Origin of the sequence: Streptomyces sp. NPDC006476 (assembly GCF_040612015.1) — a bacterium.
GTDB lineage: Bacteria > Actinomycetota > Actinomycetes > Streptomycetales > Streptomycetaceae > Streptomyces > Streptomyces griseorubiginosus_B.
Genome location: NZ_JBEXPK010000004.1, coordinates 186,004 through 201,818, shown reverse-complemented (window position 1 = coordinate 201,818; position 15,815 = coordinate 186,004). Strand labels below are relative to the sequence as shown.

The 15,815-nt window shown below is 70.0% G+C and carries 16 protein-coding genes; 15 read left to right on the top strand and 1 reads right to left on the bottom strand.

The window, feature by feature from the left end:
- Positions 1 to 117: 117 nt before the first annotated feature.
- On the bottom strand, positions 118 to 1,806 hold the full coding sequence (locus ABZZ74_RS06675; RefSeq protein WP_356762217.1) for a glycoside hydrolase family 18 protein: 1,689 nt from the start codon (positions 1,804 to 1,806) through the stop codon (positions 118 to 120).
- A gap of 305 nt (positions 1,807 to 2,111) precedes the next feature.
- Here ABZZ74_RS06675 and ABZZ74_RS06670 point away from each other — a divergent pair, with 305 nt between their 5' ends.
- The 15 genes from ABZZ74_RS06670 (at position 2,112) to ABZZ74_RS06600 (ending at position 15,814) form a co-directional block, all read left to right on the top strand.
- The gene (locus ABZZ74_RS06670; RefSeq protein WP_356762306.1) at positions 2,112 to 2,921 is read left to right on the top strand and encodes a hypothetical protein; all 810 of its coding nucleotides are present in this window, start codon (positions 2,112 to 2,114) and stop codon (positions 2,919 to 2,921) included.
- 75 nt (positions 2,922 to 2,996) lie between these two features.
- Positions 2,997 to 3,707 carry a Flp pilus assembly protein CpaB gene (cpaB, locus tag ABZZ74_RS06665; RefSeq protein WP_356762216.1) on the top strand — a complete coding sequence of 237 codons (711 nt, stop codon included), beginning with the start codon at positions 2,997 to 2,999 and terminating at the stop codon, positions 3,705 to 3,707.
- A gap of 9 nt (positions 3,708 to 3,716) precedes the next feature.
- Positions 3,717 to 4,973, top strand: a complete 1,257-nt coding sequence (locus tag ABZZ74_RS06660) for an AAA family ATPase (RefSeq protein WP_356762215.1) — start codon at positions 3,717 to 3,719, stop codon at positions 4,971 to 4,973.
- Positions 4,970 to 5,362 (top strand): TadE/TadG family type IV pilus assembly protein, encoded by a 393-nt coding sequence (locus ABZZ74_RS06655; RefSeq protein ID WP_356762214.1) that lies wholly within the window; start codon positions 4,970 to 4,972, stop codon positions 5,360 to 5,362. The genes ABZZ74_RS06660 and ABZZ74_RS06655 overlap by 4 nt, the downstream gene beginning before the upstream one ends.
- A 1-nt stretch (position 5,363) precedes the next feature.
- Entirely contained in the window at positions 5,364 to 5,714 is a 351-nt protein-coding gene (locus ABZZ74_RS06650; protein ID WP_356762213.1) for a TadE/TadG family type IV pilus assembly protein, read from the top strand.
- Between the two features lie 21 nt (positions 5,715 to 5,735).
- Complete coding sequence (locus ABZZ74_RS06645; RefSeq protein ID WP_356762212.1) at positions 5,736 to 7,073, top strand: CpaF family protein; 1,338 nt, start codon at positions 5,736 to 5,738, stop codon at positions 7,071 to 7,073.
- A 10-nt stretch (positions 7,074 to 7,083) separates the two neighbouring features.
- Positions 7,084 to 8,028: a type II secretion system F family protein gene (locus ABZZ74_RS06640; RefSeq protein ID WP_356762211.1), complete on the top strand. Its 945-nt coding sequence runs from the start codon at positions 7,084 to 7,086 to the stop codon at positions 8,026 to 8,028.
- A gap of 35 nt (positions 8,029 to 8,063) precedes the next feature.
- A complete protein-coding gene (locus ABZZ74_RS06635; protein ID WP_356762210.1) occupies positions 8,064 to 8,951 on the top strand; it encodes a DUF5936 domain-containing protein in 888 nt (295 codons plus the stop codon).
- Positions 8,952 to 8,968: 17 nt separating this feature from the next.
- Entirely contained in the window at positions 8,969 to 10,498 is a 1,530-nt protein-coding gene (locus tag ABZZ74_RS06630; protein WP_356762209.1) for a histidine kinase, read from the top strand.
- A 113-nt stretch (positions 10,499 to 10,611) separates the two neighbouring features.
- Positions 10,612 to 11,457 (top strand): response regulator transcription factor, encoded by an 846-nt coding sequence (locus ABZZ74_RS06625; protein WP_356762208.1) that lies wholly within the window; start codon positions 10,612 to 10,614, stop codon positions 11,455 to 11,457.
- Positions 11,458 to 11,587: 130 nt separating this feature from the next.
- The gene (locus ABZZ74_RS06620; protein WP_356762207.1) at positions 11,588 to 11,821 is read left to right on the top strand and encodes a hypothetical protein; all 234 of its coding nucleotides are present in this window, start codon (positions 11,588 to 11,590) and stop codon (positions 11,819 to 11,821) included.
- Positions 11,821 to 12,417, top strand: coding sequence for a pilus assembly protein TadG-related protein (locus ABZZ74_RS06615; RefSeq protein ID WP_356762305.1), 597 nt, complete (start codon positions 11,821 to 11,823; stop codon positions 12,415 to 12,417). Before ABZZ74_RS06620 ends, ABZZ74_RS06615 begins: the two co-directional genes overlap by 1 nt.
- A 34-nt stretch (positions 12,418 to 12,451) precedes the next feature.
- Positions 12,452 to 13,039 (top strand): hypothetical protein, encoded by a 588-nt coding sequence (locus ABZZ74_RS06610; RefSeq protein WP_356762206.1) that lies wholly within the window; start codon positions 12,452 to 12,454, stop codon positions 13,037 to 13,039.
- 56 nt (positions 13,040 to 13,095) lie between these two features.
- Positions 13,096 to 13,677 carry an OmpA family protein gene (locus ABZZ74_RS06605; protein ID WP_356762304.1) on the top strand — a complete coding sequence of 194 codons (582 nt, stop codon included), beginning with the start codon at positions 13,096 to 13,098 and terminating at the stop codon, positions 13,675 to 13,677.
- 184 nt (positions 13,678 to 13,861) lie between these two features.
- Positions 13,862 to 15,814 (top strand): hypothetical protein, encoded by a 1,953-nt coding sequence (locus ABZZ74_RS06600; protein WP_356762205.1) that lies wholly within the window; start codon positions 13,862 to 13,864, stop codon positions 15,812 to 15,814.
- Position 15,815: the final 1 nt, after the last annotated feature.

Sequence of the window (15,815 nt, the reverse complement as noted above, 5' to 3'; positions counted from 1 at the left end):
TTCATTGATGCGGTGGCACCGGGGAAATGTTTCACACGGGATCGAGGGTCGGCGGGATCCGCGTCGACGGCACGTTCTGCGCGTGTGCCGTCGACGCGAAACGCCGGGAGCGGGTGCCTACGGCAGCGCGTGCACGTGTGGGCCCACCGAGCCCGACCACGAACCGCCCGCGGCAGCGTCCCAGTTGGTGGACCAGGTCATCGCGCCCCGCAGGTCGGGATACGTCTTCGACGGCTTGAAGGAACCGCAGTTCGTGCCCTTCGTGAGGCAGTCGAGGGCGTTGTTCACGACCGTCGGGGAGACATAGCCGCTGCCCGCGGCGCTGGTCGAGGCGGGCAGTCCCAGGCCCACCTGGGACGGGGAGAGGCCGCCCTCCAGCTGGATGCAGGCGAGCGCGGTGAGGAAGTCCACCGAGCCCTGCGAGTAGACCTTGCCGTCGCAGCCCAGCATGGAACCGCTGTTGTAGTACTGGGTGTTGACGACGGTCAGGATGTCCTTGACGTTCAGCGCGGTCTGGAAGTAGCCGGCCGACGTCGACTGCATGTCGATGGTCTGCGGGGCCATGGTGATGACCAGGGACGAGCCGGCCTTCGCCGACAGGGACCGCAGCGCCTGGGACATGTACGTCGGGTTGAGGCCGTTCTCCAGGTCGATGTCGACGCCGTCGAAGCCGTACGTCTGCATCAGCGAGTACACCGAGTTGGCGAAGTTCGTCGCCGAGGCGGAGTCGCTCACCGACACCGTGCCGTTCTGCCCGCCGACCGAGACGACCACCTTCTTGCCGGCCGCGTGCTTCGCCGCGATGTCCGCCTTGAACTGGTCGACGCTGTATCCGCCGAGCCCCGCCGAGTCGAGCGTGAAGCTCACCGCGCCCGGCGTGGACGTCGCGTCCGCGAACGCCACCGCGATGATGTCGTACTGCGCGGAGACGTCCGAGATCTTCTGGACCGTGGCGCCGTTGTTGAAGTTCTGCCAGTACCCGGTCACCGCGTGCCTGGGGAGCGAGCCCCCGCCCGTGCCGCTGGTCGCCGTCGTGCCCGTGACCGCCGCCGACTTCGCCGACTCACCCGCCGAGTTGGTCGCGGTGACCTGGAAGGAGTACGAGGTGGCGGCCGCGAGCCCGGTCACGGTCGCCGAGGCGCCGGTCACCGCGGTCACCTTCGTGCCGTTGCGGTAGACGTTGTAGCCGGTGGCGCCCGACACCGCGTTCCAGGACAGGGAGACCGACGAAGACGTCGTACCCGAGACCGCGAGGCCGGAAGGCGTCGCCGGGATGGTCGGGGCCGGGTCGCCGCCCCCGCCGCCGTCCGGGCCGAGGACGGACACGTCGTCGGCGTAGTAGGCCGCCTGTCCGTACCAGCCGTGGGTGTAGACCGTGACGGACGTGGTGGCCGCGCCCGTCGTGAAGCTCGTCGTCAGCTGCTTCCACGAGGACGAGTCCGGCGTCCAGGTCGACACGTCGGTCGTGCCCGTGCCCGTGACGCCCAGGAAGGCGTAGCCGCCCTGCACCCAGGCGCTGAGCGAGTACGTCGAGTTCGGTTTCACGGCCACCGTCTGGACGCACTGGGCGTCGTCCTGTCCGGCCGGCGTCGCCTTCAGCGCGGCCGAGCCGCCGTGCACCGGGGAGGAGACCGTCGTACCGCTGCCGGCGGAACAGGTCCAGTTGCTCAGGCCGGACTCGAAACCGGCGTTCTTCGCGTTGTTGACGTCCGCTGCGGACGCCTGGCCCGCGCCCGCGAGGGACAGGGCGAGGGCGGCGGTGACGGCTGCGGACCAGAGCCGTGTCGATCGTCTCAGTGGGGACATGACAACAAGTTGGTCCAGACCAATCCGACTGTCAAGAGGTCCAGACCAACTCGGCCGTCCGGCGCCGGATCGCTTCGGCACCGGCAAGATGCTCAACCTGCCCCGTTTTGACGTGTCTTGTGAAACGGCAGTTGCCCATCAGCTACAGAAACGCTGTTCTCCGGTCACAGAGGCGTGGATACAGTGCTGAGGTAGTCACGCAGTGAAGTCATATCGGTGTACCGGAGTAACCCCGCCCCGGTGGGCCGACGGCGTAACACGGGGAGCTGCGCGTGCCAACTGCCATTGCCGTGACCAGTGCCGACATGGCGCTGCCGCCGCTGGACGAACGGACCCTGCCCGCCGTCGTCCTGCCGGACCTCGACCGACAGCCGCTCGACCAGGCGCTGTCCGCCGTCCAGGCCCTCGTCGACCAGCACGGGCATCTCGTCGTCGTGTCCTCGCGCGCCGCCCCGCCCGGAGTGGAACGCCGGCTGCACACCATCCGCTCCCTCCTGGAGAGCGACCGTATCGCCCTGTTCCGGCCCGATCTGCCCCCGCTCGGACTGGCCGTCCTGGCACGGCAGTTGCGGCAGCTGGCGTCCTGCGACCTCTCCCCGGGCGTCCTGGCCTCCGCGGGCCGGCTGCTCACCCACTACATCCACGCGGGCGCGCTGCTCGGCTCCGTGGCCCGCCTGGACCGCGTCCCCGTGGGCCTGAAATCCCACGCCAAGTCCTGGGTGCCCGGCAGTCACTTCGCGGTCCTCGCCCATCCCGAGCCGCAGTTGGTGAAGCTCGGTCCCGCGGCCGCCCTGGCGGGACCGGAGTTCGGCACCTGGATGCTGGTCGGCAAGGGCCAGCTCCAGTCGGACTGGGTGAGCGCGACGCTGGCCAAGCAGTGGAACGTGCAGGGACTGAGGGAGACCGTCCCGCCCGCCGAGTCGGCGACCTGGTGGGGGACGAACAAGCTGGTCGAGTTCGCGACCTTCCTCCCCGACCTCTCGGTCCTCTACCAGCTGGTGACGTCCGTCCGGCAGGGCAGCTGCCACTGGTGCGGGATCGACGTCATCGGCGACCGCTGCGTGTTCTGCTCCGCCACGCCACCGCTGCTGGAGAACCAGCTCCCGGCCGGGTGAGTCCCGAACGCCCCCCGCACCGCCCGCCCGATCCCATTCCGCTCGACCGATATCCCCAATGAGGTTGTACGGCACATGAACTCCCGTCAGCGCCGCGGCGTGCTCCTCCTGCTCCTGTCGGTCCTGTGCGCCCTCGGCGCGTTCGCCGGCGTCCTGTCCGTCATCAGCGACGTGAAGTCCAAGGTCGGCCCCGAGGTCGCCGCGTACCAGGTGAAGGACAACATCGCGCCGTACACCCAGCTGACCGCGGGCCAGTTCGAGAAGATCAAGATGCCCAAACGGTGGCTGTCGCACAACGCGATCACCGATCTCGACGCCGTCCGGGGCAAGATCGCCGTCACCACACTGCGGGCCGGGTCCCTGCTGCAGAGCGACATGATCGTCGACCAGCCCGCTCTGCAGCCGGGTCAGCAGGAGGTCGCCATCATGATCGACGCGGCGACCGGTGTGGCGGGCAAGATCACGCCTGGTTCGACGGTCAACGTGTACGCCACCTTCGCGGGCGAGAAGGAGGGTGATCCCGCCCAGTCGAAGATCATCGTAACAAACGCGAAGGTGCTGGACGTGGGCGAGATCAAGGCACTGGACCCCTCCGCGAGCGACAAGAACAACCAGCAGCCCACCGACGAGGTCCCCATCACCTTCGCCCTCTCCACCCTCGACGCCCAGCGCATCACCTACGCCGAGTCGTTCGCCCAGCGGGTCCGGCTCGCCCTGGTGGCGCCGGGCGGCAGCACCACGGTCCCCGACAAGGACCGGACGTACCAGCTCGCGAAGGACAAGTGAGAGGCCCCCATGCCCACCAGGATCCTCCCGGCAGTCGGGGACGCGGACGCGGTCCGTTCCATCACGACGCTGCTCAGCCAGCTCCCGGACGCAGAGCCGGTGGCCCCGGTCGTCGACTCCACCCAGCTCGTCGACACCCTGGCCCGGCTGGCCGCCGAGTCCATCGACGAACTCCCCGAGGTCGTGGTCGTCCACGAGCGCATCGGCCCCGTCCCAGCCCTGGAACTCATCCGCGAAGTGGCCCTGCGCTTCCCGGCGGTGGGCGTCATCCTCGTCACCTCGGACGCGAGCCCGGGACTCTTCCAGGCCGCGATGGACTACGGCGCACGCGGGCTGGTCGCCCTCCCGCTGAGCTACGAGGAGCTGGCGAGCCGCGTCCAGGCGGTCGCCCAGTGGTCGGTGGGCGTACGGCGCCATCTGGGCTCCGGCGGTGACGTGTTCACCGGAGTCGGCGGCACCGTGGTCACCGTCAGCGGCGCGAAGGGCGGGGTGGGAGCCACCCTGGCCGCGATCCAACTGGCGCTGGCGGCCCAGGCCTCGGGCCGGAGCACGGCTCTGGTGGACATGGACCTGCAGACCGGGGACGTGGCGTCCTACCTCGACGTCCAGTTCCGCCGCTCGGTCGTCGACCTGGCCGCGATCACGGACATCTCGCCCCGGGTGCTGGCCGACGCCGTCTACCGGCACGACACGGGGATCGCCCTGCTCCTCGCGCCGGGCGAGGGCGAGCGGGGCGAGGAGGTCACGGACCGGGGCGCGCGGCAGATCGTCAGCGCGCTGCGGTCACGGTACGAGATCGTGGTCATCGACTGCGGGGCGCAGCTCAGCGGGGCGGGCGCGGCGGCCGTCGAGATGGCGGACATGGCCCTGCTCGTCACCACCCCGGACGTGGTCGCGGTCCGTGGCGCCAAGCGGGCGGTACGGATGTGGGACCGGCTGCAGATCCGCAAGGCCGAGGAGACGACCGTGGTCGTCAACCGGCACAGCCGGGCCACCGAGATCCAGCCGCAGCTGATCCAGAAGATCACCGGCACCGCGGTGGCGGGGACCGTGATCCCGGCCAACTTCAAGGAGTTGCAGGGCGCGGTGGACGCGGGCCGGGTCCATGAACTGGACAGCAGGGGCGTGGTGAAGCAGGCGCTCTGGTCGCTGGCCGGGGAGTTGGGGCTGGTCAAGGCGGCCGAGGCGGCTCACCGGGGCGGCGGGCGGTTCCGGGGCGACCGGGGCGCGGTGAGTTTCCGGCGCCGGAGGGAGGGCGGGGGATGAGGAGGCCCGGGGCCGTGCGGAGAGGGGACAGCGGTCAGGTCGCCATCGAGTTCCTCGGCATGACCCCGCTGATCATCGTGACGCTGGTGGTGCTGTGGCAGCTCGTGCTGGTGGGATACGCGTACACGCTCGCGGGGAATGCTGCGGACGAGGGGGTACGGGCGGGCACGGCCGCTCCCCGGGGGGAGCGCTTCGGCGTGTGCGAGCAGGCGGCGCTGAAGGACCTCTCGGCGTCCTGGCGGGGAGGAACCACGGTGGACCAGTGCGGCGGCACCGGCTTCGTGACCGCGGACGTGTCGATACGGGTCCCGCTGCTCTTCCCGGGCGCGGTCTCCGTCCCCATCACCGTGCACGGACACGCGGGCGCGGTGGAGGAGGTGAAGAACTGAGATGCCGTACGACCGCACACGTCGCGACCGGGGCCAAGTGGCCATCGAGTACCTCGGGTTCATCCCGGTGCTGCTGCTCGTCGCCCTCGCCGGCATCCAGCTCGGCCTCGTCGCCTACGCCGCCCAGCAGGCCGGCACGGCGGCCCGGGCGGGCGCCCGTGCCGCCTCGCTGCGCCAGGACGCGGGCGCGGCCTGCGCGGACGCCGTCAGCAGCCGGCTGACGGTGCGCTGCGAACCCTCGGAGGGAAGCGGGTCGGTCACCGTCGTCGCGCACGTGGACATCCCGAAGCTCTTCCCCGGACTGGGCAACTACCAGGCCAGCAAGGCCGCCACCATGCCGCTCGACCACTGAGGCACGCGAGGAGCACGCACCATGAGCCTGCGGGCACGCATCAACTCCCCCGAGGAGAACGGCCATCGGGGCGAGGACGGCCATATGGTCGCCTCGTACCGGGCCAAGCTCCTGGAGGAGATCGACCTCGCGGAGATGTCCTCGCTGGCCGCCGCCGAACGCCGGGCCCGGCTCGAGCGGGTCCTCGGGCACATCATCAGCCGCGAGGGCCCGGTGCTCTCCACGGTGGAACGCTCCCAGCTGATCCGGCGGGTGGTGGACGAGGCACTGGGCCTCGGCATCCTGGAGCCGCTCCTCGAAGACGCGTCCATCACCGAGATCATGGTGAACGGACCCGACGCGATCTTCGTCGAACGCGGCGGCCGGGTGGAGCAGTTGCCGATCCGCTTCGCCTCCCACGACCAGCTGATGCAGACCATCGAACGCATCGTCTCCACGGTCAACCGGCGGGTCGACGAGTCGAACCCGATGGTCGACGCCCGTCTCCCCTCCGGCGAGCGCGTCAACGTGATCATCCCGCCGCTGTCCCTGACCGGCGCGACCCTCACCATCCGCCGCTTCCCCCGCTCCTTCACGCTCCAGGAGATGATCGGCTTCGGCTCGCTCGACGAGCACATCCTGTTCCTGCTCGCGGGCCTGGTGCAGGCGAAGTTCAACATCATCGTCTCCGGCGCCACCGGCACTGGCAAGACCACCCTCCTCAACGCCCTCTCCGGCCTGATCCCGGAGGGCGAACGCATCATCACCATCGAGGACTCCGCCGAACTCCAGCTCCAGCAGTCCCACGTCATCCGGCTGGAGTCCCGCCCCCCGAACGTCGAGGGCAAGGGCCAGATCACCATCCGCGACCTGGTCCGCAACTCCCTGCGCATGCGCCCCGACCGCATCGTCGTCGGTGAGGTCCGCGGCGGCGAGTCCCTCGACATGCTCCAGGCGATGTCGACGGGCCACGACGGCTCACTGGCCACCGTGCACGCCAACAGCGCCGAGGACGCGCTGATGCGCCTGCAGACCCTGGCCTCCATGTCCGACGTCGAAGTCCCCTTCATCGCCCTGCACGACCAGATCAACAGCGCCGTCGACGTCATCATCCAGCTCACCCGCTTCGCCGACGGCGCCCGCCGCATCACCGAGATCGCCCTGCTCGACAGCCACGGCGGGGAGCCGTACCGCCTCGCCACCGTGGCCCGGTTCAACGCCCAGCCCATGGCCCCGGACGGCCGGATCTACGGCGCCTTCCAGCACTTCCCGCTCACCCGCCGCACCGCCGACCGCCTCTACATGTCCAACCAGCCCATCCCACAGGCCTTCGGCGTCGCCCGGTCCGCGGACGAGCTGGCCACCCGAGAAGCCAGGTAGGTGCCGTTCCATGGATCTGCAGAACCTCGTCACCCTCACCACCGGCATCACCCTGCTGACCTGCGTCCTGGCCGTCGTGGGCGTGCACACCTACGCCACCGGCAGGGCCGAACGGGCCGCGCTCGTCGAACGGCTCGCGCACACCGGCCAGATCCCGGTCGGCGGCCGCGCACGCCGCTTCCGCACCCTCGACCGCCGGCTGCGCCGCACCAGGCTCGGCAAGAAGCTGGAGCTGCGGCTCGCCGCCACCGGCCTCGACGTCACCCCCGGCGAGTTCTTCGCCTACATGCTCGCCACCGTCGCTGCCCTGTGGCTCATCGGCCAGGCCTCCCTCGCCCCCTTCTTCGGCCCGCTCGCCGGGCTGCTGGGCATCGGCGTGGCCGTGCAGTTCCTCAACTGGCAGCGCCAGAAACGCATCGAGAAGTTCATCAACCAACTCCCCGAACTGGCCCGCATCCTGGCCAACGCGACCCAGGCCGGACTCGCCCTGCGGACGGCGATCGGGATGGCCGCGGAGGAACTCGAGGCACCGGCCGGTGAGGAACTGGGCAAGGTCGCCGACCAGTTGGCGATCGGCCAATCCATGGACGAGGCGCTCGGCGACCTCGCCGACCGGCTGCCCTCACGCGAACTGGTCGTCCTCGTCACCACGTTGGTGCTGTCCAACCGGGCCGGCGGCCAGGTCGTCGGCGCGCTGCGCAACCTCACGGAGACGCTGGAGGAGCGCAAGGAGACCCGGCGCGAGATCCGTACCCAGCTCTCCCAGGTCACCATGACCTCGTACGCCGTCCCCGCCCTAGGCGTGGGCGCCCTGTTCCTCATGAACGGGGTCAAGGACGGCGCCCTGGACCGGATGACCGGTTCACCCGTCGGCCAGGCCTGCGTGATCATCGCCTTCGCGCTCTACGCCGTCGGCTTCGTCCTCATCCGCCGTATGTCCCGCATCGACGTCTGACCCGTCCGACAGTTCTCCGCCGAGGGGAGGAAAAAATGGCACTTCTGCTCGCGGCCGTCATGGGCCTGAGCGTCTGGGGCGTCTTCGCCGGGATCCGCATGTACCGCGCGGAGGCCAAGCTGCCCGGTGACCTGGTGCTCGCCCTGGAGGTGGGCGCCACCCGCACCGGTGCGGTCGACTCGCTCATCGACCGGCTCGGCATGCGGTACGCGCCCGCCGTCCTGCGCCTGATGGGCCCCACCCTGGTCGCCAAGTACCGCCGCAGGATCGACCTCGCGGGCAACCCCGGCGGCCTGACCATCGACCGCTACGCGGCCCGCCGCGCGGTCTACGGCTTCCTCGGCGCCGTCGGCTTCCTGGTCTTCCTGATGCGGGGCCAGTACTTCGTGGCCCTTCTCCTGCTCGCCTTCGGCGCGTTCTGGACCGAGGTCGGCATCTGGGCGGCGATCCGCATCCGCAAGGACGTGATCGAGCGGACCCTGCCCGACTTCCTGGACGTGCTCGCCGTCGTCGTCAGCGCCGGCCTCGGCTTCCGCCAGGCCCTGGACCGGGTGGCCTCCCGTTACGAGGGCCCGTGGGCCGACGAACTCCGTATCACCCTGCGTCAGATGGACCTCGGCATGAGCCGCCGCCAGGCCTTCGCCGAACTGCGCCGGCGCAACGACTCCGAGCAGGTGGCGATGTTCGTGACGGCGCTGCAACAGGGCGAGGAGCTGGGCGCGCCGATCGTCGACACCCTGGTCTCCCTGGCCAAGGACATGCGCCGTACGGACGCCCAGAACGCCCGTCGCAAGGCCGCGCGGGCCGTCCCCAGGGCCACGCTGATGATCACCACGTTCATGGTGCCGGCCACCCTGCTCCTGCTCGGCGCGGGTCTGCTGCTCGGCTCGGGCACCGACTTCGGCACGATCACGGGCAAGTAGCGGGGGAGGGCGCGGACATGGCGACGACGAGGGAGGTCACCGGGCTGCTGTGGCGCCGGCCGAGGACGCCGGAGATCACCACCCCGCCGGCCGGCACGGTACTGCCGGACCACGTGCGCACCGGCGCGCCCGACATCCCGGTCACCTCGGTGACTCCCGCGCTGCCGCCGGGATGGGCCCCGGCGGACGTGTCCCCCCTGCCGGGCGTGCCACGGCAGGCCACCCGGGCGGACCGCGAGCCGCGGACGCCCCAGGAACCGGCCTCCGAGGCACCCGCACCCGCCACCGAAGGCCGTCGCCGCAGGGCCCCCGAGGCCCCGACGCTGCCCATCCAGCTCAACGCTCTCCAGGCCATGTGCCGTCAGGTCTTCGGCTTCCGTCTGGCCATGATCAGCCTCGCGGCGCCGGCGGCCCTGCTCAACGCGTCCCCCGGCCTGGCGACCCGCCTCGTCGGCGCCGCCGTCGTCGTCACGTTCATGGGCTCCTACGTCCTCTTCCGCGACTGGGAGCGCTTCGGCCCGCTCCTGCTGCGCCACCCGTCCCTGCTCGTCGTGGACAGCCTCTTCGGCTTCCTGCTCCTGGTCTCCGCGGGCCCCGACACGACCCTCGCCTACGTCGGCGTCTGCACCCCGCTGCTGGCCGGCATCGTCTACAGCTGGCGCGGCGCGGCCTGCTTCGCCTCGCTGCAGTCGCTGATCCTGCTGATGGTCTACGCGACGAGGAAGGACCTGCACGGCAACCTGGCCGAGGCCCTGCTGCTGCCCGGCCTCTGCGTGATCGCCGGCGCGGTCGGTTCCTCCCTCCGTGGCCTGATGCTCCGCTTCGGCTCCGCGACCCAGGCCCTGACCAAGGTCCAGGCCCGGCTGGCGGTCACCGAGGCGGTCAGCGCCGAACGCGCCCGGCTGGCCCGCGAGATGCACGACTCGGTCGCCAAGACCCTGCACGGCGTGGCCCTCGCCGCCGACGGCCTGGCCGGCTCGGCCGGCACCGAACGCATGGACCCGGCCCTGGTCAGACAGCAGGCGGAACTGGTGGCCCGCTCGGCCCGCCGCGCCGCGTCCGAGGCCCGCGAACTCCTCGCCGACCTGCGCCGCGAGAACGACCCGGACCACGGCACGGACGTCCTGGTCGAACTGGCGGCCCGCACCCGCGACTTCAGCGCCCGCAACGGTCTGCGGGCGGCCTACCGCCCGATCGGAGAACACGCCGTACCCCCCGTCCCGCCCGCCGTCGCCCGCCAACTCCTCACCATCGCCACCGAGGCCATGGAGAACGCCCACCGCCACGCCGACCCGACCCGGGTGGAGGTCAGCGCGGGCGTCCACGAGGGCCTCCTGCGCATCAGCGTGTACGACGACGGCAGGGGCCTGCCTCCCGGCACAACCCTCGAACAGCTCCGCCGCGCGGGCCACTTCGGCCTGGTCGGCATGGTCGAGCGGGCCGCCTCGGTGGGCGCCCGCATCCGCATCGGCCGCGGCGGCCGCCCGACGGGCACGGAGGTCCGCCTGGAACTGCCGCTGGCCGCACTGACGACGGAGACCGAGTGAGTACGACCGAGTAGGACTGAACAGGACCGAGTGGTCCCGAGTAGTCCCGAGTACGACCGCGTAGGACCGAGTAGGACGTCCGAGTCCCCCACATCCACGAGAGGAGGCCGCAGATGCCGGAACAGACCTTCCCCCACCCCGGCGCGCCGCAGCCGCCGCCGAACCCGTTCCAGGAACGCCCGGTCCCCGCACCGTTGAAGGTCGTCGTCGCGGACGACAACCCCGTGGTCCGCGCGGGCCTCACCGCCCTGCTCTCCGGCCGCGAGGACATCACGGTCGTGGCGGAGGCGGCGGACGGCCGCGAGGCCTACGAGGCGGCCCGTCGACACCGCCCCGACATCGTCCTCCTGGACGTCCGGATGCCCGGGGTGGACGGCATCTCGGCCCTTCCGTACCTGGTGCCGATCGCGCCGGTCGTGATGCTCACGTACAGCCGGGAGTCGGAGATCGTCCAGGAGGCGCTGCGCCGGGGCGCGGTGGGTTACCTGGTCCACGGCGAGTTCACGGCGGACGAACTGGTATCTGCGGTACGGGACATCAGACAGGGTCGGCCCCACCTCACGGCGACGGCGACGGGGGCACTGCTGGCGCAACTGCGCGAGACACGCCCGACGTCGGCGGAACCGTTGCCGGAGGGCCTGGGAAGTGCGACTGCATACACTGACACTCCCTCATTCCCCTTGTCGTACAGCAATCAACCCAAAACCTCTTCGCAAACGCAACCAACTATGGCACAGTTGAGGAAGCGCTACCAACTCAGCACGAGGGAGGCGGAGATCATGGACCTCATCGCGTCCGGCATGACGAACCAGCAGATCGCCGCCACGTGCTTCATCAGCGAGAAGACGGTCAAGAACCACATCAACCGCATCTTCGCCAAGCTCCACAGCACCAGCCGCGCCGAGGCGGCGGCCAAGTGGCTCGGCACGGCGCCCGGTTCGGGCCGAGGGCTGGGGTGAGCGGCCGTGCCGGGATGGGGGAGCGCCTGGGTCCGGGATTGGGCCCGCGATTGGGCCCTGGGGCCCTCTGGTGAGCGGGGTGCCGCGGCGTACGGTTCCGGCGTCGGAAGCGAACCCGGAGGGGACCACCATGAGCGACCTGATGCTGAAGAAGGCCGTGGCGGCCAAGGTGCGTGTGAACGGCTGGAAGAACACGACGGTCGAGGCCATGCAGCGTCGCGCCGCCGACAAGGGGCAGACCGCGGTGGAGTATCTGGGGATCATCGCGGTGGTTGTGGCGATCGTGCTGGCGATCACCGGTACGAACATCGGTCAGACGATTCTCACCAAGATCACGGCGCAGATCGCCAAGGTCGCTCCTTGATCCGACCTCGTCGGTACGGCGACGCAGGGCAGGCCTTTCCCATCTACATCACTGTGGTGGGAGGCCTGCTCTTTCTTGCGTTCGCCTACTTCGCGGTCGGCCAGGCCGCGGTGAACCGGAACGGCGCCGAGACGGCGGCTGACGCGGCGGCGCTCGCGGCGGCACAGCAGACCCGGGACCAACTCGCGGGCGATTGGGTGAAGAACGTACTGGATCCGAAGAAGTGGCAGGACATCTTCGACGGTGAGGGGGCGCAGCCGATCGGTTGCGGGCGGGCGGCTCAGCTCGCCGGTCAGAACGACGCCACCGTGGACGGGTGCGCGATGCAGACCGTGCCGCTGGGCTACAAGGTCACCGTCGAGACGAACAAGCCCATCGGAGACTCCATCGTGCCCATCACGACGGACAGGCGATCGCACGCGACCGCCACCGCCGTGATCAAGTCCCTGTGCACCTTCGTCCCTCCCGCCGCCGCTGGAGACGCCGAGCTGCCACGGCTCACCTGCAAGGACGACAAGATATGGGACCTGGATCCGAACGATCTCACCGATCTACCGGAACCCCAGGACCTCTTCGATGTCCACCTGGCCGACTGACAAGCGAACGACGAGTGGTGAAGGAAGCAGAGCGATGAGCATTCGGTTCACTGCGAAGGCCCGCAGGGGGATGGTCGCGCTGACCGTAGCGGCCGGACTGGCGGTCGGGGTGGCCGGCTGCGGTGGCGGTGACAGCGGCGGCGGAGACAAGAAACCGGGCACATCCGCGTCCGCGTCGGAGAGCAGTGGATCCGATCCGAGCACGCAGGAGGGGCAGTCGCAGACACCCCTGGCGGAACTCAAGGGGACGGACGGGTTGCTCCTGCAGATCACCTCCGCCACAAGGGACACGGGCGGGTTCGTCACCGTGAACGGCACCATGAAGAACGACGGGGCCCAGTCGGTCGCCATCCCGGCTCAGGTGACCGGCGACGAGACCGAGATCATCAAGCACGGCACCTCACTCGGCGGCGCCACGCTCGTGGACTCGCAGGGCAAGAAGCGCTATTACGTGCTGCGGGACACGGACGGACGGCCGCTCACGACGATCGGGCTGACGACACTCGAAGCCGGCCAGAGCATTCCGGTCTTCATGCAGTTCCCCTCCCCGCCCGCCACCACTACCGACGTCACCCTGCAACTGCCCACCTTCTCCAGCGGCACGATCAAGATCTCAGGGTGAGGCCGACCGTGACCACCACTCCACGCCTCCCCCTCGTCGTCGCGGCGGCGGCCCTCATGGTCGCCACGAACCTGGCCGGCGTCGTCACGGCGCACGCCGACGACAGCCCCACCACCGCCCCCGACACCGAGGCCTCCGCCTCCGCCCCGGTCAAGATCGACCCCAACGACCCCGACCTCAAACTCCCCGAGGGCGCCACCCTCGCCGCCGCCAAGGTCCTCGACATCAAGTCGGTCGTCGAGGACCAGTCCGGCGACGAACGCCGGGAGGACACCAACACCGAGGTGACCTTCGCGCTGCAGGCCGAGGTGCTGTTCGCCAAGGACAGCGCCAAGCTGAACGCCGACGCGAAGGCACGCATCGCCGCGATCGCCGAGGAGATCAAGAAGCAGAACGCGACCCAGGTACGCGTCTTCGGCTTCACGGACAACCTCGGCACCCACGCCCACGGCGTCGTCCTGTCCAAGCAGCGCGCCAACGCCGTACAGGCCGTCCTGGACGACGACCTGAACGACCCGAACATCACCTTCGACGTACGCGGCTACGCCGAGCAGTACCCGATCGCCGACAACTCCACGGAGGACGGCCGCAAGAAGAACCGCCGCGTGGAGGTGACATTCCCCCGCTCGGAGAGCTGACGCCAACCATCCCCGACGAAAATCCACTCTCACGCCACGCCCCAAAGCGCAGACCGCAACCGCCCCGTTTTGGGCGCCGATTTGGGCCCCCGGACCCATCTCGGGCGCCCCGCCTCCTCCCTACCCTCGGCCAATGTCGTGGACCAACAGCGGTGCAGCCGCGGGAGGTTGAGGAGGAGGGGGCATGGCGTCGGTCGGGGGAGTGGCGGAGTGGCCGGGGATGGGGCGTGAGCCCGCGGAACGTGGGGAGCCGCCGCGTTCACTGTCGGTGGCCTTCGTCCTCCTCCACGTCCTCCTCGCCTTCACCGTCCTCGGCGCCCTCGGGATCCTCCTCACCGCCGCCTCGTACGACACCCTCGACGCCGGAGTCCTCGCCCGCGTCGCCTACGCCGCGGCCCCCGGCACCCTCGGCTGGTGGCTCGCCCGTCGCAGCCGACAGGGCGGCCCCTGGATCCGGCGCGGCCTCGTCGCCGTACAGGCATGGCTGATCCTCGGCGGCCTGGCCAACCTCGCCGCCGGTTCCGGCCGCGCGGGCCTCCAGCTCTTCCTCCCCACCGTCATCCTCTGCCTCCTGCTCCAGCCGGAGAGCAGACAGTGGTACAACACTCCCGCCCGCGACCGCGCCGACCGCCGCCCCTTCTCCCTCGCCCGCATGATCCGCTGGCGCCGCGACGACGGCCAGACGGCCGTCGAGTACGCCGGCCTGGTCGCCATAGTCGCCGCCATCATCACGGCACTGCTGGTCAGCAGCCTGGGCACGCAGATCTACGGCGGCATCGAGGCCCAGGTCTGCAAGGTCACCGGCATGGCCTGCCCGGCCCCCGCCGGGGGCGGCGGAACGGACGTCAGGGCGGGCAAGGGCGACGGCACAGGCTCGACGGCAGGCACCGGCAACGGCCAGAACCCCACCGGCGACAAGAAGACCGCGCCCACCACCGGCGGCAATGACGGAGACAAAGATCCCGGCTGCTTCTCAGGCGTCGGCGCCTTCTTCGGCTGCGCCGGAGACCAGATCAAGCAGGTCGGCGAGGGAGTGTTCGTCGACGGCGTCTGGGGCGACCTCACCGGCATCTACGACATGGCCCGCCACCCCCTCGACACCCTCAAGGGCATCGGCGACTACGGCAAACAGCTCGGCCACGACTGGATGAACAACTCCAAGGACGCCCGCGACAAGTGGTCCAAGGGCGACTACCTGGGCGCCGTCCTGGGCTGGGGCGGCTCCTCGCTCAAGACCGGCGGAACCGTCCTCTACGACATGTTCATCGGCAAGGACACGGCGAACGACTGGAACAACGGCCACAAGACCCGCGCCGTCAGCCACGTCCTGTGGAACATCGGCTCCCTCTTCATCCCCGGCTACGACGGCGCCAAGGTCGTAGAGAAGGTCGGCGACCTCGGCAAACTCGGCAAACTGGGCAAGCTCGCGGAGGAGGCGGCCGAGGCAGCGGAGGACGCGAAGCGAGCCGCCAAGGCGGGGGACGTGGCGGGCGCCGAAAAGGCGGCGAAGGAGGCCGACGAAGCAGCCGAGGAAGCCGAGAAGAAGGCCAGACAGGCCGGCTGCACGATCTCAGCACCGCGCCACCGGATCCCGTACGACGGCACATCCCCGGACGTCGGCGGTGTCCTCACCGGCTCGGCCGGCAACGGCACCACCATCCTCGCGGCCGACGGCGGCGGGTACGTCGTACTCGCCGAGGACGGCTGCGACGAGGAAGCCAAGAAGGCGGCCGAGGAGGCGCGTAAGAAGGCCACCGAAGCCGATCACGCCGCCGGCCGCATGAGCAAGGAGGAATCCGAGGCGGCCAGGAAGCCGACGGTGGGGCAGGGGGATCCGAAGAAGTTCAAGGACCATTTCCTGCGGCACAAGAAGCTGGTGGAGGACGCGCTCGGAACGAAATACAAGAAGCTCAAGGATGATGGTCCGCGTTTCCTGAACGACATCCAGGAGAACATCAAGAACGGCACCTTCAAGCTCGTAGGCAAGGGCACGCTGAAGAAGGGCGAGGCCGCAGGGCTCATCTACCGTGGCAAGGGTGTGACCATCGTGCTGCACGAGAACGGCGACTTCTGGACCGCCCTGAAGTCGGGCGAAGGCCTGGACACATCGATCGAGATCACCTTGAAGGCGCAGTGAC

Coding starts and splice junctions, on each gene's coding strand:
- ABZZ74_RS06675 (WP_356762217.1), bottom strand. CDS start 1,806: ATGTCCCCACTGAGACGATCGACACGGCTCTGGTCCGCAGCCGTCACC.
- ABZZ74_RS06670 (WP_356762306.1), top strand. CDS start 2,112: ATGGCGCTGCCGCCGCTGGACGAACGGACCCTGCCCGCCGTCGTCCTG.
- cpaB (WP_356762216.1), top strand. CDS start 2,997: ATGAACTCCCGTCAGCGCCGCGGCGTGCTCCTCCTGCTCCTGTCGGTC.
- ABZZ74_RS06660 (WP_356762215.1), top strand. CDS start 3,717: ATGCCCACCAGGATCCTCCCGGCAGTCGGGGACGCGGACGCGGTCCGT.
- ABZZ74_RS06655 (WP_356762214.1), top strand. CDS start 4,970: ATGAGGAGGCCCGGGGCCGTGCGGAGAGGGGACAGCGGTCAGGTCGCC.
- ABZZ74_RS06650 (WP_356762213.1), top strand. CDS start 5,364: ATGCCGTACGACCGCACACGTCGCGACCGGGGCCAAGTGGCCATCGAG.
- ABZZ74_RS06645 (WP_356762212.1), top strand. CDS start 5,736: ATGAGCCTGCGGGCACGCATCAACTCCCCCGAGGAGAACGGCCATCGG.
- ABZZ74_RS06640 (WP_356762211.1), top strand. CDS start 7,084: ATGGATCTGCAGAACCTCGTCACCCTCACCACCGGCATCACCCTGCTG.
- ABZZ74_RS06635 (WP_356762210.1), top strand. CDS start 8,064: ATGGCACTTCTGCTCGCGGCCGTCATGGGCCTGAGCGTCTGGGGCGTC.
- ABZZ74_RS06630 (WP_356762209.1), top strand. CDS start 8,969: ATGGCGACGACGAGGGAGGTCACCGGGCTGCTGTGGCGCCGGCCGAGG.
- ABZZ74_RS06625 (WP_356762208.1), top strand. CDS start 10,612: ATGCCGGAACAGACCTTCCCCCACCCCGGCGCGCCGCAGCCGCCGCCG.
- ABZZ74_RS06620 (WP_356762207.1), top strand. CDS start 11,588: ATGAGCGACCTGATGCTGAAGAAGGCCGTGGCGGCCAAGGTGCGTGTG.
- ABZZ74_RS06610 (WP_356762206.1), top strand. CDS start 12,452: ATGAGCATTCGGTTCACTGCGAAGGCCCGCAGGGGGATGGTCGCGCTG.
- ABZZ74_RS06605 (WP_356762304.1), top strand. CDS start 13,096: ATGGTCGCCACGAACCTGGCCGGCGTCGTCACGGCGCACGCCGACGAC.
- ABZZ74_RS06600 (WP_356762205.1), top strand. CDS start 13,862: ATGGCGTCGGTCGGGGGAGTGGCGGAGTGGCCGGGGATGGGGCGTGAG.